The sequence below is a fragment of the Sphingobium sp. genome, assembly GCA_035196065.1.
Lineage (GTDB): Bacteria > Pseudomonadota > Alphaproteobacteria > Sphingomonadales > Sphingomonadaceae > Sphingorhabdus_B > Sphingorhabdus_B rara.
On record CP136575.1, the window covers coordinates 1,540,177 to 1,554,888 of the forward strand.

General features: G+C 56.1%; 12 protein-coding genes. 8 read left to right on the top strand and 4 right to left on the bottom strand.

The genetic code is table 11. The features are described from left to right. Positions 1–4: 4 nt before the first annotated feature. The gene (locus tag RSE16_07425; GenBank protein ID WRH74566.1) at positions 5–559 is read left to right on the top strand and encodes a hypothetical protein; all 555 of its coding nucleotides are present in this window, start codon (positions 5–7) and stop codon (positions 557–559) included. Between the two features lie 93 nt (positions 560–652). On the opposite strand, the gene RSE16_07430 is transcribed toward RSE16_07425, so the two are convergent. Both RSE16_07430 and RSE16_07435 read right to left on the bottom strand, forming a co-directional pair. Beyond that, complete coding sequence (locus tag RSE16_07430) at positions 653–1,114, bottom strand: DUF5681 domain-containing protein (GenBank protein WRH74567.1); 462 nt, start codon at positions 1,112–1,114, stop codon at positions 653–655. After that, on the bottom strand, positions 1,111–2,445 hold the full coding sequence (locus RSE16_07435; GenBank protein WRH74568.1) for a DNA methyltransferase: 1,335 nt from the start codon (positions 2,443–2,445) through the stop codon (positions 1,111–1,113). Before RSE16_07435 ends, RSE16_07430 begins: the two co-directional genes overlap by 4 nt. Before the next feature lie 997 nt (positions 2,446–3,442). Here RSE16_07435 and RSE16_07440 point away from each other — a divergent pair. From RSE16_07440 to RSE16_07470, 7 genes are all read left to right on the top strand, one after another. Continuing rightward, a complete protein-coding gene (locus RSE16_07440; GenBank protein ID WRH74569.1) occupies positions 3,443–3,613 on the top strand; it encodes a hypothetical protein in 171 nt (56 codons plus the stop codon). 42 nt (positions 3,614–3,655) lie between these two features. After that, entirely contained in the window at positions 3,656–4,003 is a 348-nt protein-coding gene (locus RSE16_07445; protein ID WRH74570.1) for a hypothetical protein, read from the top strand. A gap of 42 nt (positions 4,004–4,045) precedes the next feature. Further along, the gene (locus RSE16_07450) at positions 4,046–4,564 is read left to right on the top strand and encodes a hypothetical protein (GenBank protein WRH74571.1); all 519 of its coding nucleotides are present in this window, start codon (positions 4,046–4,048) and stop codon (positions 4,562–4,564) included. A 975-nt stretch (positions 4,565–5,539) separates the two neighbouring features. After that, positions 5,540–6,766: an FAD-binding domain-containing protein gene (locus tag RSE16_07455; GenBank protein WRH74572.1), complete on the top strand. Its 1,227-nt coding sequence runs from the start codon at positions 5,540–5,542 to the stop codon at positions 6,764–6,766. Continuing rightward, the gene (locus RSE16_07460) at positions 6,763–8,298 is read left to right on the top strand and encodes an FAD-binding domain-containing protein (GenBank protein WRH74573.1); all 1,536 of its coding nucleotides are present in this window, start codon (positions 6,763–6,765) and stop codon (positions 8,296–8,298) included. Before RSE16_07455 ends, RSE16_07460 begins: the two co-directional genes overlap by 4 nt. A gap of 450 nt (positions 8,299–8,748) precedes the next feature. After that, positions 8,749–11,148 carry a glycoside hydrolase family 3 N-terminal domain-containing protein gene (locus tag RSE16_07465; protein WRH74574.1) on the top strand — a complete coding sequence of 800 codons (2,400 nt, stop codon included), beginning with the start codon at positions 8,749–8,751 and terminating at the stop codon, positions 11,146–11,148. 22 nt (positions 11,149–11,170) lie between these two features. After that, positions 11,171–12,451 carry a sugar MFS transporter gene (locus tag RSE16_07470; protein WRH74575.1) on the top strand — a complete coding sequence of 427 codons (1,281 nt, stop codon included), beginning with the start codon at positions 11,171–11,173 and terminating at the stop codon, positions 12,449–12,451. A 1-nt stretch (position 12,452) separates the two neighbouring features. On the opposite strand, the gene RSE16_07475 is transcribed toward RSE16_07470, so the two are convergent. Further along, positions 12,453–13,664 (bottom strand): MFS transporter, encoded by a 1,212-nt coding sequence (locus tag RSE16_07475; protein ID WRH74576.1) that lies wholly within the window; start codon positions 13,662–13,664, stop codon positions 12,453–12,455. After that, entirely contained in the window at positions 13,651–14,712 is a 1,062-nt protein-coding gene (locus RSE16_07480; GenBank protein ID WRH74577.1) for a LacI family DNA-binding transcriptional regulator, read from the bottom strand. The genes RSE16_07475 and RSE16_07480 overlap by 14 nt, the downstream gene beginning before the upstream one ends.

Here is a 14,712-nt window from a genome sequence, read left to right on the forward strand (position 1 = left end):
TTCTATGGCTGCAACCCTTGAACGCTCGTTGCGAGCGATATTGATTGTCGGCGGCACCGCTGTCTTGTGGTGGGCCGTGTTCAACGTCAACATGTGGCTGTTTGCGCACACGGCCTTTTCCGAGCGAGCGCATTGGATATTTCTGCCAGCAGCATTTCGCGTCATGGCGGTGTTGATTTTTGGTGGTCGGGGCGCAGCAGGGTTGATGTTAGGTGCCTATCTCACCCAGCCTCAAGATGATCTCTTCTATGAGATATTGCTCTCCATTTCGTCAGGCTTAGCGCCATGGGTGGCCATCATGTTGTGCCGTCACTATTTCAGGATCGACAATGATCTTGTCGGTTTGAATGGCTGGCATGTGATCGCCCTGTCGGTCAGTTGCGCTGCTGCCAATTCTATCGTCCTGAACACACTCATGTGGATCATGGGCACGCAGCAACCCGATTTCCGGGCGATCAGCGCAATCTTTGTGGGCGATGTATTGGGCGCAGCGATCATTTTGGGGGCAATTTCGCTTCTGCTCTCTATCGCCTTAAGGATCATGCGCCGAGGGCAATGAACGCCGGGAAGCAAAGCCGCACGAACCTGCCTCGGCAAATCATCAGCAATTTCTAACAAGGGGAGCGCGGCCCGCGCTCCCCGTTCGTCAGGATCATTCATCATCAGGTGGCTGGTTTGCCAGCTTCTCCCGTGCGGCTTTGATACCATCTTCGATCATGCGCTCCTCGATCCTGCGGGTCACTTCTTCGTCACCGAGATTGAGGGTCACAACCACCTTGCGCCTTTGTTCGGGCTCTGGCGGTTGCGCCGGCGCATAGCGAAGACGCTCGCGTTCATATCGCAGGATATCGCGGATCGCCTCGGCCTCACCTTTAGTCGCGCGCATGGCTAACTTTTCGCTGATGATCTCACAGCGTGAGAGACGTTTGCAACGTCCATTGACGACCACCTTTTCCTTTTTCATCAGCGCATTATGCAGCGCCTGTGATATCGACCCAGGTGCGGCCTTGCGTTTGGCCCCTGCCGGATTTCCGGATTGGCCGGGCTTAAACTGCGTTGCAACCGGTGGCTTGCAATAGCCTATTTCATAGGCGCCAGACTTCTTCTTGCTCATTGGCTGTCTCCCTGCGCGAGATTGCCCACGCGTGCGTCGGCGACTTCTTCTGAGGTCTGCCCGGTTGAGACGAGGATCGCCTGCTGGCCTGTGAGCTTTTCAAATCGCTGGATGATCACATCGCAATAGCCCGGATCATATTCGATAAGGCGGGCTATGCGCCCCACCTTATGCGCCGCGGCCAGAACAGTCCCCGAGCCCGCAAAGCAATCCAGAATTATATCGCCGCGCTTTGAACAATCGAGGATCGCGTCCTTCACAAGCTCCACCGGCTTGACCGTGGGATGCATGGCAAGGTCATCCTCCCTGTTGGCCCCAAAGCCATTGGCGCCTGCATAGTCCCAGACATTGGTGCGATAGCGTCCATTGGCGCCCAGTCCAAAATTGTTGACGTGGGGAGCCGTGCCGACCTTGAACACAAAGACGAGTTCATGCTTCGAGCGGTAGAAGGTACCGTTCGATCCCAAACTCTTGTTCCAGACGCACAGGTTCTTCAACGCACTGAACACCCGGCGGCCTGCAACGAGCAGCCCGTCCATATGCCGCCAGTCCATGCAGATATACGCAATGGCACCGTCCCGGCAGCGTGCGGCCGCCAGGCCCAGACTGGTCTCTAAGAATAGCGTGAACTCAGCCTCGCTCAGTTCACCTGTGGCTAGCGCAAAATTGTCGTGACGCACCTTGCCTTTGCCCGAGACATTGCGCTTGATCGGAACATTATAGGGTGGGTCTGTAAAGATCAGCCCTACCTCTTCATTACCGAGCAGCGCATCATAAGCGCTTGCATCGCGGGCATCGCCGCACACAAGGCGATGGCGCCCAAGCTGCCAGATATCGCCGAGACGGGTTACCTCAGTCTCGCTGATCGCAGGGACCATATCATCTTTGTTCGCTTTCGAGACCAGAGTGGATGCATGGCTCTCGAGGATGATGTCGATCTCAGGAACATCAAAGCCCAAAGGCTCAACCTCAAAGTCGAGATTGATTAGCGCCTGCACTTCCATTGCCAGAAGTTCCTGATCCCAACCGGCTTTCAGGGCAAGCTGATTGTCTGCGATGACATAGGCCCGCCTTTCGTCTGCATTGAGATGCGACAGGCGAATGACTGGGACTTCTTTCATGCCAAGTTCGTGCGCGGCACGCAGCCTTGCTGAACCTGCAATCACTTCCATGTCGTCACTGACAAGCAGTGGGCTCGTAAACCCGAAACGCTTGATGCTCGCTGCGATCTGGCGGATCTGTTGTTTGGAGTGGGTACGTGGGTTGCCCGGATATGGGCGCAAATGGTCAAGCGGGATTAGCTCGACCAGACGGTCGATCAATGGGCTCATTCAAGCCTCCTTACTCATAATAAGAGCTTGAGGGTGCGTGACCCCCGGCTTGCCAGCCCTGTGAGTGCGCTCATTGGCCCACTGGGCGAGCGGTCCGCTACACAGCTGACATGGTGCTGCTGCGGTATCGCTTGTCCTCACATTGACGCGATTAGGAGCATCGCGCAAGTGGTATCATTCAAAAAAGCGTTCGTTATCATGGGCTTGATACTGAGATGCCGTTCCGGGCCCCAATAGGCGGGCAAGACGCACACAGATCGCCCCGGTTTGCGATCAACCGGGCTGCCAAAACGAATCAGTCGAGCGGACTGGAGCCAGGGCTGCCTCTCTTTGAACCAGATTCAGTCCATATTGGTCTGGCTCGGCCACGAAAATTCCCTGCTCAATTCCCTGCAAATTCCCTGCTCGCTGTACGCCCCATAATGGCCAAGCCATCCAGAAGTGCCCAGAATAGCTCATTGATAGAGCGAGCAGCCGCCTTGCCGCACCAAATACCCAATAATTGCAGGGAATTTCCAAGGAGACGGCTTCGCCCAGGACTGCAATGCGCACCATACAGTCCTTTAACCGGCTGATCTCCAATGATGAAAATCGCAGACTGGGCCCGAAAGGGCGCAGTTTTAGGGGGTTTTGACGCATTGGATGTTGCGCTGGAGACAGCTTCTATGTGCCGCCTTGGCGCATCCAAAATGGCACCAGTCTCCAGTGGCGGTTTTTAGGCCGCTTTTTGACATCGATAAATTGGAGATGTTAGCGCGAGTTTCGCCTTTCGCGCGCTTTGTTTCTCTAGCTTATTTGGAACAAAGTTCGCTGCTCAGTCCAAGAGACCGGGATCGATGATCATCCAGGCCTGCGTCACGATGCCGGCGAAGACGCTATCAAACTCTATGATGACATCTGGAGCGACGTCCTCATTCGCAGACCAGTTAGCTGACATGCAGAGTTTGAGCATCTGCTGTAGAACAAATTAAAACAAACACTACGCCGCCCGTCAGACATGGCCGGCGGCGTTGTTGTCATGGCGTTGAAATTTGTTCGCAAAAGAAGCGATTTTTCTGCGCAAGTCATGCGTATAAAACTCGCCTTTATCTCCTTATGGGGCAGTTGGCTTCTTCCCATGTTGCGCCCGGCATGGCTCAAACATGCAATTTATACTGATGTAAAATGAGAGCTATGCGAGGCCGATCAAATGGCTATGACAGGGCGTCTTATGAAAACATCTCTTCCAGTCATTCGGCTACTTAACCTTTTGCGGGCAGTACGCGAACTCTCGCCATTTGACGCATTGGCAGCCGATGAAGAGCTATTGTTAAATGATATCATTCTTAGGTGGCATGTTCAGGATCGGCTGACCATAAAGGAGGTTATGGATGACATACGCTACCCCTCCCGAACCACAGCCTATCGCCGCCTGGTCCAGATGAGAAATAAGGGAATGATCACCCTCGACACGGCAGATCATGATGGCCGGATCAAATATGTTTGCCCCACAGAGGCGTCGCTCAGCTATGTGGCCAGTCTCGAAGCGGGTGTCGCACAACTGGCACGCGGCCAGTAATTTTCTATGGCTGCAACCCTTGAACGCTCGTTGCGAGCGATATTGATTGTCGGCGGCACCGCTGTCTTGTGGTGGGCCGTGTTCAACGTCAACATGTGGCTGTTTGCGCACACGGCCTTTTCCGAGCGAGCGCATTGGATATTTCTGCCAGCAGCATTTCGCGTCATGGCGGTGTTGATTTTTGGTGGTCGGGGCGCAGCAGGGTTGATGTTAGGTGCCTATCTCACCCAGCCTCAAGATGATCTCTTCTATGAGATATTGCTCTCCATTTCGTCAGGCTTAGCGCCATGGGTGGCCATCATGTTGTGCCGTCACTATTTCAGGATCGACAATGATCTTGTCGGTTTGAATGGCTGGCATGTGATCGCCCTGTCGGTCAGTTGCGCTGCTGCCAATTCTATCTTTCGGAATATACTCCTGTGGATGATGGGCACGCATCAACCGCACTTTGACGGAATCACGGCAATCTTTGTGGGCGATGTATTGGGCGCAGCGATCGTTTTGGGGGCAATTTCGCTTCTGCTCTCTTTCGCCTTAAGGATTATGCGACGAAGGCATTGAACAGCGGGAAGCAAAGTCCTGCCGCCCGGCTCAGCTAAATCACTAGCAATTTTCAACAGTCTGTAACCAATAGTATTTTACACTATTTTACATAGTTGTTGACGCTTATTAAGCGTTATCAATAATTGCTGATGTCGATCAACTGTCATTGGCTGAATCATGATAGATGCATTAGACAAGATTATAAAATTTCAGTCTGGCACCAACATTAAGTGCCTGCATAACGAAATCAGAATAATCTATGAGCTGGCGACCAACGGCCCCCTCCCATCGTTCGAGATTATGCGGCGGACGGGGCGATCCATGTCTGCACATAATGTCGATATACAAAAGCTTCTTCAGACGAACGCCTTATTCGCAAAGCAATGTGACATTGATAGGCGAAAGAAGCTTTTCGACCTCTCGGACGATGTAAAATCCTATTTCCGATAATCATTATGTGGCAGGTTTGGGACCTGTTTCATCCGTTCAGGTTGTGGCTATGAACAACCTGCTGGCTCGTCAGCCTTTCAAAGCGCTGGATGATCACATCGCAATAGCGCGGATCATATTCGATAAGGCGGGCCGCGCGTCCCACTTTATGCGCTGCGGCCAGCACCCTGCCTGAGCCTGCAAAGCAACCGAGACGGTTGTGTCAGAGCAAACGCGCCAGTTGGGCGGAAGCGCGTTAAGCGATCAGTGGGCGCGATGTCCTGTTCCAGAAAACCAGCCAGCCGTTCCGCTATTCACTGTCTTGCGCATTAAATCTTGGCGGCGTTGGAATGGGTGGGTGAGCATATCTGCCAAGCGATCCTGACTTCGATATGCGTGCTGGCAATATTCCTCTTCTCTCGCATACGGCCCAATGCCCATGCTGACAGCGCATTGCTTCAGCTTTAGCGCCACCCAGATGGGAAACTTAATCCATTGGTTTGAAAAAAGCTGTCTGCTTTGCGCTTGGGATAATGCGCATTTGCGATGGCTTGATGTCTGGCCATGCACGCAACGCGCAATTGTGCGGTGATGACGGCCGACTTTCATTGCGCCGCCACGCGCGCCGATGGCTTGAACCGGCTCACGCAATTCGTGCCGGATGCAGGGGCAGCATACGCAACTGGCCGTAACACGGATCACGGCCCTGATCAGCCCGGTGCGGTTTCAAGGCTTTCCAGCTATTTGCGTTATCGGCTGATTACCGAACAAGAAGTCTTCACTCATGTTCTCGCCCAGCATCCTGACGGATCGGCGCAAAAATTTTTGCAGGAAGTTTTCTGGCGGACTTACTGGAAAGGGTGGTTGGAAATGCGACCAGCAGTCTGGTCGCGCTATCTGGCAGAATGTGACATGCAGCGCAGGGAATTTGCTGATCACAGTGCGATCACTGCTGCCGAAGAAGGACGTACCGGGATCGACGGGTTCGACCACTGGGCCCGGGAACTGGTTGAAACCGGCTATCTGCATAATCATGCACGGATGTGGTTCGCTTCGATCTGGATATTCACCCTGCGTTTGCCCTGGGCGTTGGGTGCCGACTTTTTCCTGCGCCATCTGATTGATGCCGATGCAGCCAGCAACACGCTATCCTGGCGGTGGGTGGCGGGACTGCAGACCGTTGGCAAAACCTATCTTGCCGCGGCGGACAATATTTCCCGCTATACCAATGGACGGTTCGCCCCGGTTGGACTGGCAAAATCCGCTGTGGCGCTTACCGAACCGCCAGTTGAAGCGGCGCGTGCACTGCCTGACATGGCGCCATTTGTTGCCGAACAGCCTTCGCTCTTGCTGGTCACGCATGACGACATGCACCTGGAATCACTGTTCCCGGCCAATGCTATAATCAGAGCAATACGCATCGCTGCAGATGCGGACTTGCTGTGGGGCAAGTCTGCGCGAAGGTTTGTGCAAACCGCCGCGGCGGATACCGCAACACGGACATCTGCCTATTTCAAATGTCCTGCCGATATATCGTCCAAGCTTGATGCCCATATGCTCATCTCTGCGGCAGAAGCTGCGGGTGTGCGGCAGATTATCACGCCATATGCGCCCATAGGACCAGTGGCGGATGCTTTGGCGCGTGTCCATCCGGTGCTTGCCGAAAATGGCATTGCGCTAAGGCAGGTGCGCCGCAGTTGGGACAACCAGTTTTGGCCCCATGCGCTTAAAGGCTATTTCGCCTTCAAGCAGTGCATGCCGGCCGCGTTGCAGGACTGCAATCTGCCATGACCCGGCCGCTCAACATCGTTTGGTTCAAACGTGATCTGCGGATCGACGATCACCGTCCTTTGGCAATGGCCGCACAGGCTGGATCGGTGCTACCCCTATATATTGTCGAGCCTGAACTATGGGCGCAACCCGACGTATCGGCCCGGCAATGGGCATTTGCGGCAGAATGCCTAGACCATCTCCAGCACGCGCTTGCAACGCTTGGTCAACCCTTGTGTCTGATGGTGGGCGATGCGGTATCCATTCTCCAGCAACTGCATAACAGCCATGGTATTGCAGCCTTGTGGAGCCATGAAGAAACCGGCAACGGATGGACTTATGCCCGCGATCGCGCAGTGGCGGCATGGGCTAGGGCGGCAGGCATCCCTTGGCATGAAATGCGGCAGTTCGGGGTCGTCCGGCGCCTGAAATCACGCAACGGCTGGGCTCAGGCCTGGGACCGTGACATGGCCCAAGCCATTACGCCGCCGCCGCAAATGCTCTCGCCGGTCGTGGGGGATTGGCCAACTAACATCCCGACTGGCGATGACCTGCGGCTTGCACCAGATCCATGCCCTTACCGCCAGCGCGGAGGCCGTGCGGCGGGGTTGGACATATTGGCCAGTTTCCTGAACCAACGCGGCCGCGATTATCGCTATCAGATGTCGAGCCCGGTCACCGCCTTCGACGCCAGCTCACGCCTATCGCCGCATCTGACCTGGGGTACAATTTCCATGCGTGAAGTGGCGCAGGCCAGCTGGACGCGCATGCGCGCTTTGAAGCTTTCGAACGCACCCGATTCCAGCAGGTGGCGGGCCTCGCTGCGCTCTTTCACCGGTCGGCAACACTGGCATTGCCACTTCATGCAGAAGCTCGAAGACGAACCAAGGCTCGAATTTGAAAATCTGCATCATGCTTATGATGGTCTGCGCCCCGCCGTTGCCGATAGTGAGCGGCTATCCGCTTGGAGCGAGGGTGCCACGGGGTTTCCGTTTATCGATGCTTGCATGCGCGCACTTAATCAGCATGGCTGGATCAACTTTCGCATGCGCGCAATGCTGATGTCGTTCGCCAGTTATCATCTCTGGCTGCCCTGGCGCGATAGTGGGCTTCATCTTGCGCGCAAATTTGTGGACTATGAGCCCGGCATTCACTGGCCGCAGGTCCAGATGCAATCCGGGACAACGGGCATCAACGCCATGAGGATCTATAATCCGGTCAAGCAGGGCTATGATCATGACCCCGAGGGTAGTTTTGTGCGCAGCTATGTGCCTGAACTGAATATAGTCCCTTCGGCCTTCATCCATGAGCCCTGGCGATGGGAGGGTGCAGCCGATTTGTGCTATCCGGCCCCGATTGTCGATAACGTCGCAGCGGCAAAAGCGGCGCGAGGAGCGCTCCATGCCATTCGTAAAGGCGCTGGTCACAAAGCTGGCGCACGCAAGATTGTTGCCAAACATGGCAGCCGCAAAGCCGGTATAAGGATGAATGGCAAGGACCGTCGGTTAAAGGTCGAGCCGGCAGCTAGTGGGCAACTTATGCTCGATTTATAGTGGCGAAGTTGTTGAGAGTTACGTCACCAAAACCGGCGACAAAGCGGCAGCCTTGACCTTCATGAGGAAGCCTCTGAAGCGCGACGGCAAGGCGAATGATACCGCCGCCAACGGAATGCGGAGATACCCAGCAGCGATGCGGGAACTGGGTGTGTTGATCGTGGCGAGATGGGCTGCTGATTGAATGATGGGGCTGAGAATAGCTACGTCCCTGTCCGACGAAGAGAGCGGGCAATGCAGCGTTTATAGGTGGCGATCCTCTTCCCCGGCGCGACCTTGGCGGCCATTTGCGGCAATGCGTAACTGCCCGTGCGGTTAAAATGGGTCATCCTTCAAATCTTGGTGCTTGATTCTGACGGAACTTCGGGTATTTCCAAAATTGAGAACGTTATCAAAATTGGGTGCGTGCGAGGGATGATGTATAATAGGTGTTTGGCAGCGGTATTGGCGATGAGCTTGCCGAGCAGTGGTTCTGCCGAGAAACGCGTGGAAATTGCCGCCCCCGATTTGCAGACTGCCGATGCCACCGCCGAGCTTTGGCCCGCAGCGTCCAGTCCGGAGGCGATCACGTCGCCCGCGACCGAGGCCGCCATTGACCGGTTGCTGCAATCCATGACTTTGGAGCAGAAGGTCGGGCAGCTTATTCAAGCCGATATCAGCGCAATAAAGCCGGACGATTTGGTCCGTTATCCACTGGGTTCGATTCTGGCTGGTGGCAATTCCGGTCCCTATGGCGACGAGCGGGCCAGTGCGGCCCAGTGGAGCAAGCTTGTCACCGAGTTTCGCGCAGCTTCCCGCACATCCGGGGCAGGCATTCCGATATTGTTCGGCGTTGATGCGGTTCACGGCCATTCCAACCTGCCGGGTGCAACGATCTTTCCGCACAATATCGGGTTGGGCGCGGCACGCGATCCTGATTTGATCCAACGCATTGGGAAGGCAACCGCGGCAGAAATATCCGGCAGCGGTATCGAATGGACTTTTGCGCCGACGCTTGCCGTGCCGCAGGATTTGCGATGGGGACGCAGCTATGAGGGCTATGCGGCCGACCCCGCCCTTGTCGCCAGCTATGCAAAAGCGATGACATTGGGCCTGCAGGGGCCTTTGTCACCGGACAAGCCGCTGGACACGGAGCGGGTGGCCGCCACTGCTAAGCATTTCCTTGCCGATGGCGGCACGGTGGATGGGCGCGATCAGGGTGACGCACGCATAGGCGAGGCCGAATTGATCGCCAAGCATGCACAAGGCTATCCGGCGGCGATCAATGCAGGTGCCCTGACTGTCATGGCCAGTTTTTCGAGCTGGAATGGCACAAAGCATCATGGCAACAAAACCCTCCTCACCGATGTTTTGAAGGGGCGAATGGGTTTTGCGGGCCTGATTGTGGGCGACTGGAATGGCCATGGCCAGATCCCCGGTTGTTCGGCAACAAATTGTCCGCAAGCGATCAATGCCGGTCTCGATCTTTTCATGGCTCCGGACAGTTGGAAGGGGCTTTTTGACTCCACATTGGCTGCGGCAAATGATGGCCGTATCCCGATGGCGCGCATCGATGATGCGGTTCGGCGCAATTTGCGCGTGAAATTCAAGCTGGGCCTGATGGGGGCAATGCCGACGCAGCGCGGAAATACGGCGTTGGTTGGCGCAGCCGACCATCTGGCTTTGGCGCGCGAGGCGGTATCCAAGTCGCTGGTTCTGCTGAAGAATGAAAAATCCACTCTTCCCATCCGCAACGGCGCGCGCGTCCTGATTGCGGGTTCGGGCGCCGACAATATGGCTATGCAAGCGGGTGGGTGGACGATCAGTTGGCAGGGCACAGATACCAAGGCATCGGATTTTCCCAATGGCCAGACGATCGGGCGTGCCATTTCGCAGGCCGTGTCGGCGCGCGGCGGTTCGGCAGAAATCGCAACTGACGGTCGTTCGGTATTGCGGCCTGATGTCGCCGTTATTGTCATTGGTGAAAAGCCTTACGCCGAATTTGAAGGCGATGTTCCCGACCTTGCTTTCCGGATAAAGCCGGAGGAGGAAGAACTGGTCGCGCGGCTGAAGTCGCAAGGCACAAAGATTGTCATATTGTTTCTTTCGGGCCGGCCGATGTTCGCCGGTAAGCTGATCAACCAGGCAGATGCTTTTGTGGCAGGCTGGTTGCCGGGCACGCAGGCACTGGGCGTTTCCGACGTGCTCGTCGCAGGAGCTGGCAACAAGCCTGTCCGCGATTTCACCGGGCGTCTCCCCTTCGCCTGGCCCGCCGACGGCCGTTCACCGATCAACAAGCCGTTGTTCGCCGAAGGTTATGGTCTGTCTTACGCCAAAGCGGGCCGTGTCCGTCGGGTAAACGAGGATCCGCGGGTTATGCTCTCGATGCAGGCGCATGAAACCCATTATATGGTGCGTGGCAAAAGCCCTGCGCCGTGGCGCCTTGATATCGATGGAGCAGTCAGTGTGCGTGCGGTGGATATCTCCGCGCAGGAAGATGCGCGCCAATTCAGTTGGAACCGCGAAGGCATGCTTTCGATTTATGGTCCGCCGGTGGATTTGCGCCAAAAACTGGAATCGGGATCGGCATTGGTGCTGGATTGGCGAGTAGAACAGCCCGCCAATGGAGCGCTCAAGCTTTCTTTGGATGAAGCGACACTGGATATTGGCCGTCTTGCGGATGCGTCGCCAGCCGGCACGATCCTGCGAACGCAGATTCCGCTGCGATGTTTTGCGCAAGCGGGTGCGAAGCTGAACGCGGTTGGCGTTCCGTTGCGCCTTGCCGCTCCAAAAGGATTTGTTGCGACCTTGCGCAATGTACGCGTTGAGGCAGCGGAAGGATCCGCAAGCTGTCCTCCAAAGGCAGAATAGTTTCGGATAGGGGAGAGAAGAAATGGCATTGGCACCAAGCGGCAACGCGACAGCCGGCGACGGTATGAAGATAGAGGGTAAAGCGCGGAGCGTCTTGTTCCTGACTTTTGCGGTGTTTTTCATCCTGGGCGGGGTGACGAACATCAACGATGTCCTCATCCCTAAATTGAAAAATCTTTATCAGCTGAGCCATTTCGAGGCGAACCTGGTGCAGTTCGCGTTCTTCATGAGCTATGCCTTGTTTTCCATTCCTGCGGGGATGCTGGTTGCGCGGATCGGCTATGTGCGGGGCTTTGTGGCAGGCTTTCTGGTCGTCGCAGCCGGCGCTCTGCTTTTCCTGCCTGCTGCAAATTCGGGCATATATGGCTCATTTCTGGCCGCGCTATTCGTGATTGGTGGCGGGATCACATTGTTGCAAGTTGGCATGAACCCGGTGACGATTGCATTGGGGCCAAAGGAAACGTCACACAGCCGTCTGACCTTTGCCCAGCTTTTCAATTCAATCGGCGTTTTCCTGATGGTCTATGGCGGCGCCGAACTGATGCTCGGCAAGGAAAGCGGGGTCGACCCTTCCACCTTGTCCGGTACAGCATTGCAGGCACATCGCGTTGCAGAATCCGCTGTGATCGGCCACGCTTATATGTGGTTGGCGGCAGCAATGGCAGCCATAGCCGGGCTCTTCTGGTTCTGGCGTTCGGCGCTCGACAAGGCTGAGGCTGCGGATGTGAAAGTGGGCGGAACGCTGGCCCTTTTCCTGAATAACGCCCGGGTGCGTTTCGGCGCACTTTGCATCTTCACTTATGTGGGTGCAGAGGTTGCTATTGGCTCCAATCTGATTGCCTATCTGACCGATGACGGGGTGATGGGCATTACTGCCGTTGAGGCGGGGCGCATGCTCGCGCTTTATTGGGGCGGTGCCATGGTCGGGCGGTTCTTTGGCGGTTTTGTCCTCAGGATGTTCAAGCCGGGGTTGGTGCTCACCGCCTTTGCGGCGACGGCCATTGCGCTGATCTTGCTGTCGGGCATGTCGTCTGGTGCGATTGCCGGTTGGTCACTGGTCCTTGTGGGCTTTTTCAATTCGCTGATGTTCCCGACAATTTTCAGCCTTGGCACAGAGGGCCTGACCGATGATGCACCGCGGGCTTCGGGGATCATGTGTACCGCCATTGTGGGTGGGGCTCTGGTTCCGCCGCTGTTCGGGCTGGTTGCCGATGGTGCAGGCCTGAAGTTTGCCCTTGTCGTTCCGATTATCTGCTATGCCATCATTGCAACCTTTGGGCTTTGGGCCGCGAAAAGAGCCTGATTTACCCAGCTGGCCTGCGCGGCATCTTCGCAAGCAAGATTGCCGCACAGGCCGATAAAATGGCGAGCAAAAGGAACAGCATGTTGAAACCATAGACGGGCACCATGGCCAGAGTAATCCACGGCATGATTATCGATGGAACGGTGTTCGTCAGGTTGAAATAACCAAGGTCGCGTCCTCGCGTGGCAGGCGCTGGCAATACGCCTAACGTCCGGCTGGCATGGAGTGACAGAAAAACGGTGCTGGCAAGGCCAAAAATGACATAGCCGCCAATGCCTGCGAAGAGGGTGGTCGAGATGGCCATCACAATCAGGCCGGTCGATGCGACAAGCGCACATATGGTGAGTGGCAGGATGGGGCGATTGCTATGGTCGGACCATCTGCCGATAAGCAGCGCCAGAATGACTGCGGCGCACAGCACAGTCGCAAATATCGTGGCGGCGTCATTGTCAGCAAATTCAGGATCTATGCTGCGAAACCACAATAGCAGAAACGCAAACAGCGATGCTTCGGCAATTTGCACCAGCAGGCGCGCCGACCACATCTGCGCGACTGCGGATCGGTTATACTCAGGCTGCGGGTAAGTCGCGTCCTGTTTCTGTCCCTCGCCAATCAGATGCGGCATTTTTTTTGGCCGTCCAACGATCAGTGCCGGGCTGACCATGATAATGACAAGCGCCGAGACGATTGCCAGTCTGCCGCTGTCGCTTGCAAGGCCAGGAAAAGTTATCAATGCACCCGAAATCGCCCCCAGTGCCGGGGCAAATGCAAGCAAACCGCCCAGAAATCCTTTTTGGGCATCGGGAACAGTATCGCCAGCCCATGCCGCTAATGGCGCCAGCATCATGTTGAGACCGAATTGCCAACATGCGATCATGAAGATCATCATGGTTGCGTCAGTGGCGAGCGGCATCAGAGGCAGCATGATGCAGCTCAGAAAGAGGCCGCCTGCAATCCAAGGACGCCGGTTGCGTGTCTTGTCACTCGCCCAGCCAAAAAGGATGTTGGCAATGCTGGCGGTGATCGCGCCTGCAAAGGCAATATGTGCCAACAATTCCAGTGCAGCTTTGCCATTCAGCATCGTGGCCTGGTTGGGCAGCAAGATGGTCAGGAACGGAACATATGCGACCGAGCCGCCAGATACGGCCAAAGCATAAAGATACAGGAAGCGTTTTGACTGCCTGTCCGAACTCAGCTGGTCAGTGGCTGTCATTGCTACCCGGTGGGGCAGTGCTGCTCCGTTCGATCAGTTCGCCTGCAACGATGACCGGATCTTGCGGCTCAGGATCAATGCCGCCGGTGATCAACAGTTCGACGGCTTTCGCAAAGGTCGCTGCGATCGGTTGATCGATGGCGGTGAGTTGCGGCGTTGCAAATCGCACCACGGGGCTGTTGTCGAAACTGATCAGCGACAGCGCATTGGGAACATCAATACCCCGTGCTGCGGCTACATCCAGCACGGCCAGCGCCATCTGATCGTTGCTGGCGATGATGGCGGTTGGTGGTTGCGGCATATCGAGCAGGCTCGCGGCCGCCTGTTCGCCACTTTCATAACTGAAATCGCCTTGGATCAGCAGCCCGTCTGCATCCAATCCGGCATCGCTCATCGCCCTTTGCCATCCCTGCACGCGCCATTCCGAAAGACTATATTCGCGTGCGCCTGCGATGAATCCGATGCGGCGGTGGCCCAATTGGATCAGATACTCGGTCGCCATTCGGGCCGAGCCTTCATCGCCCATGGTCATCGCAATTCCGGGACCCGGCAATATCGAACCGATGCGGGCAAAGGGAATATTACGTTCAGCCAATAGCCGCGTGATTTGCGTGTTTTCAGAGTGTGGAGGCGTCAGAATGATTCCGTCAGGTTGCAATGCAGCGATGGCAGCGCTCAACTCGCGCTCGACATGGTCGCTGTGCGTATCGACCAGCTCGAAGATCATCCGATAACCGTGCTCGGCGCATTTGAGCATGCCTCCCAGCAGCATTTGGCCGACCCAATCGCTGCCTTGGCGCTCCTGCCAATCGGCAATTGTGCGGTCACGATCATTGATCGCAAGGATCAGATAGGAACGCGACCCGCTCATCCGTTGAGCAGCGATGGAGGGCACATAACCGAGCTTGTCGATCGATTCCTGTACGCGCACTTTCATCGCCGGGCGCACATTGGGTTCATTATTGATCACACGGCTGACGGTCTGCAGGGAAACACCTGCATCTGCGGCAACATGCTTGATGGTTACATTCTGGCGGCGTCTGCCCAT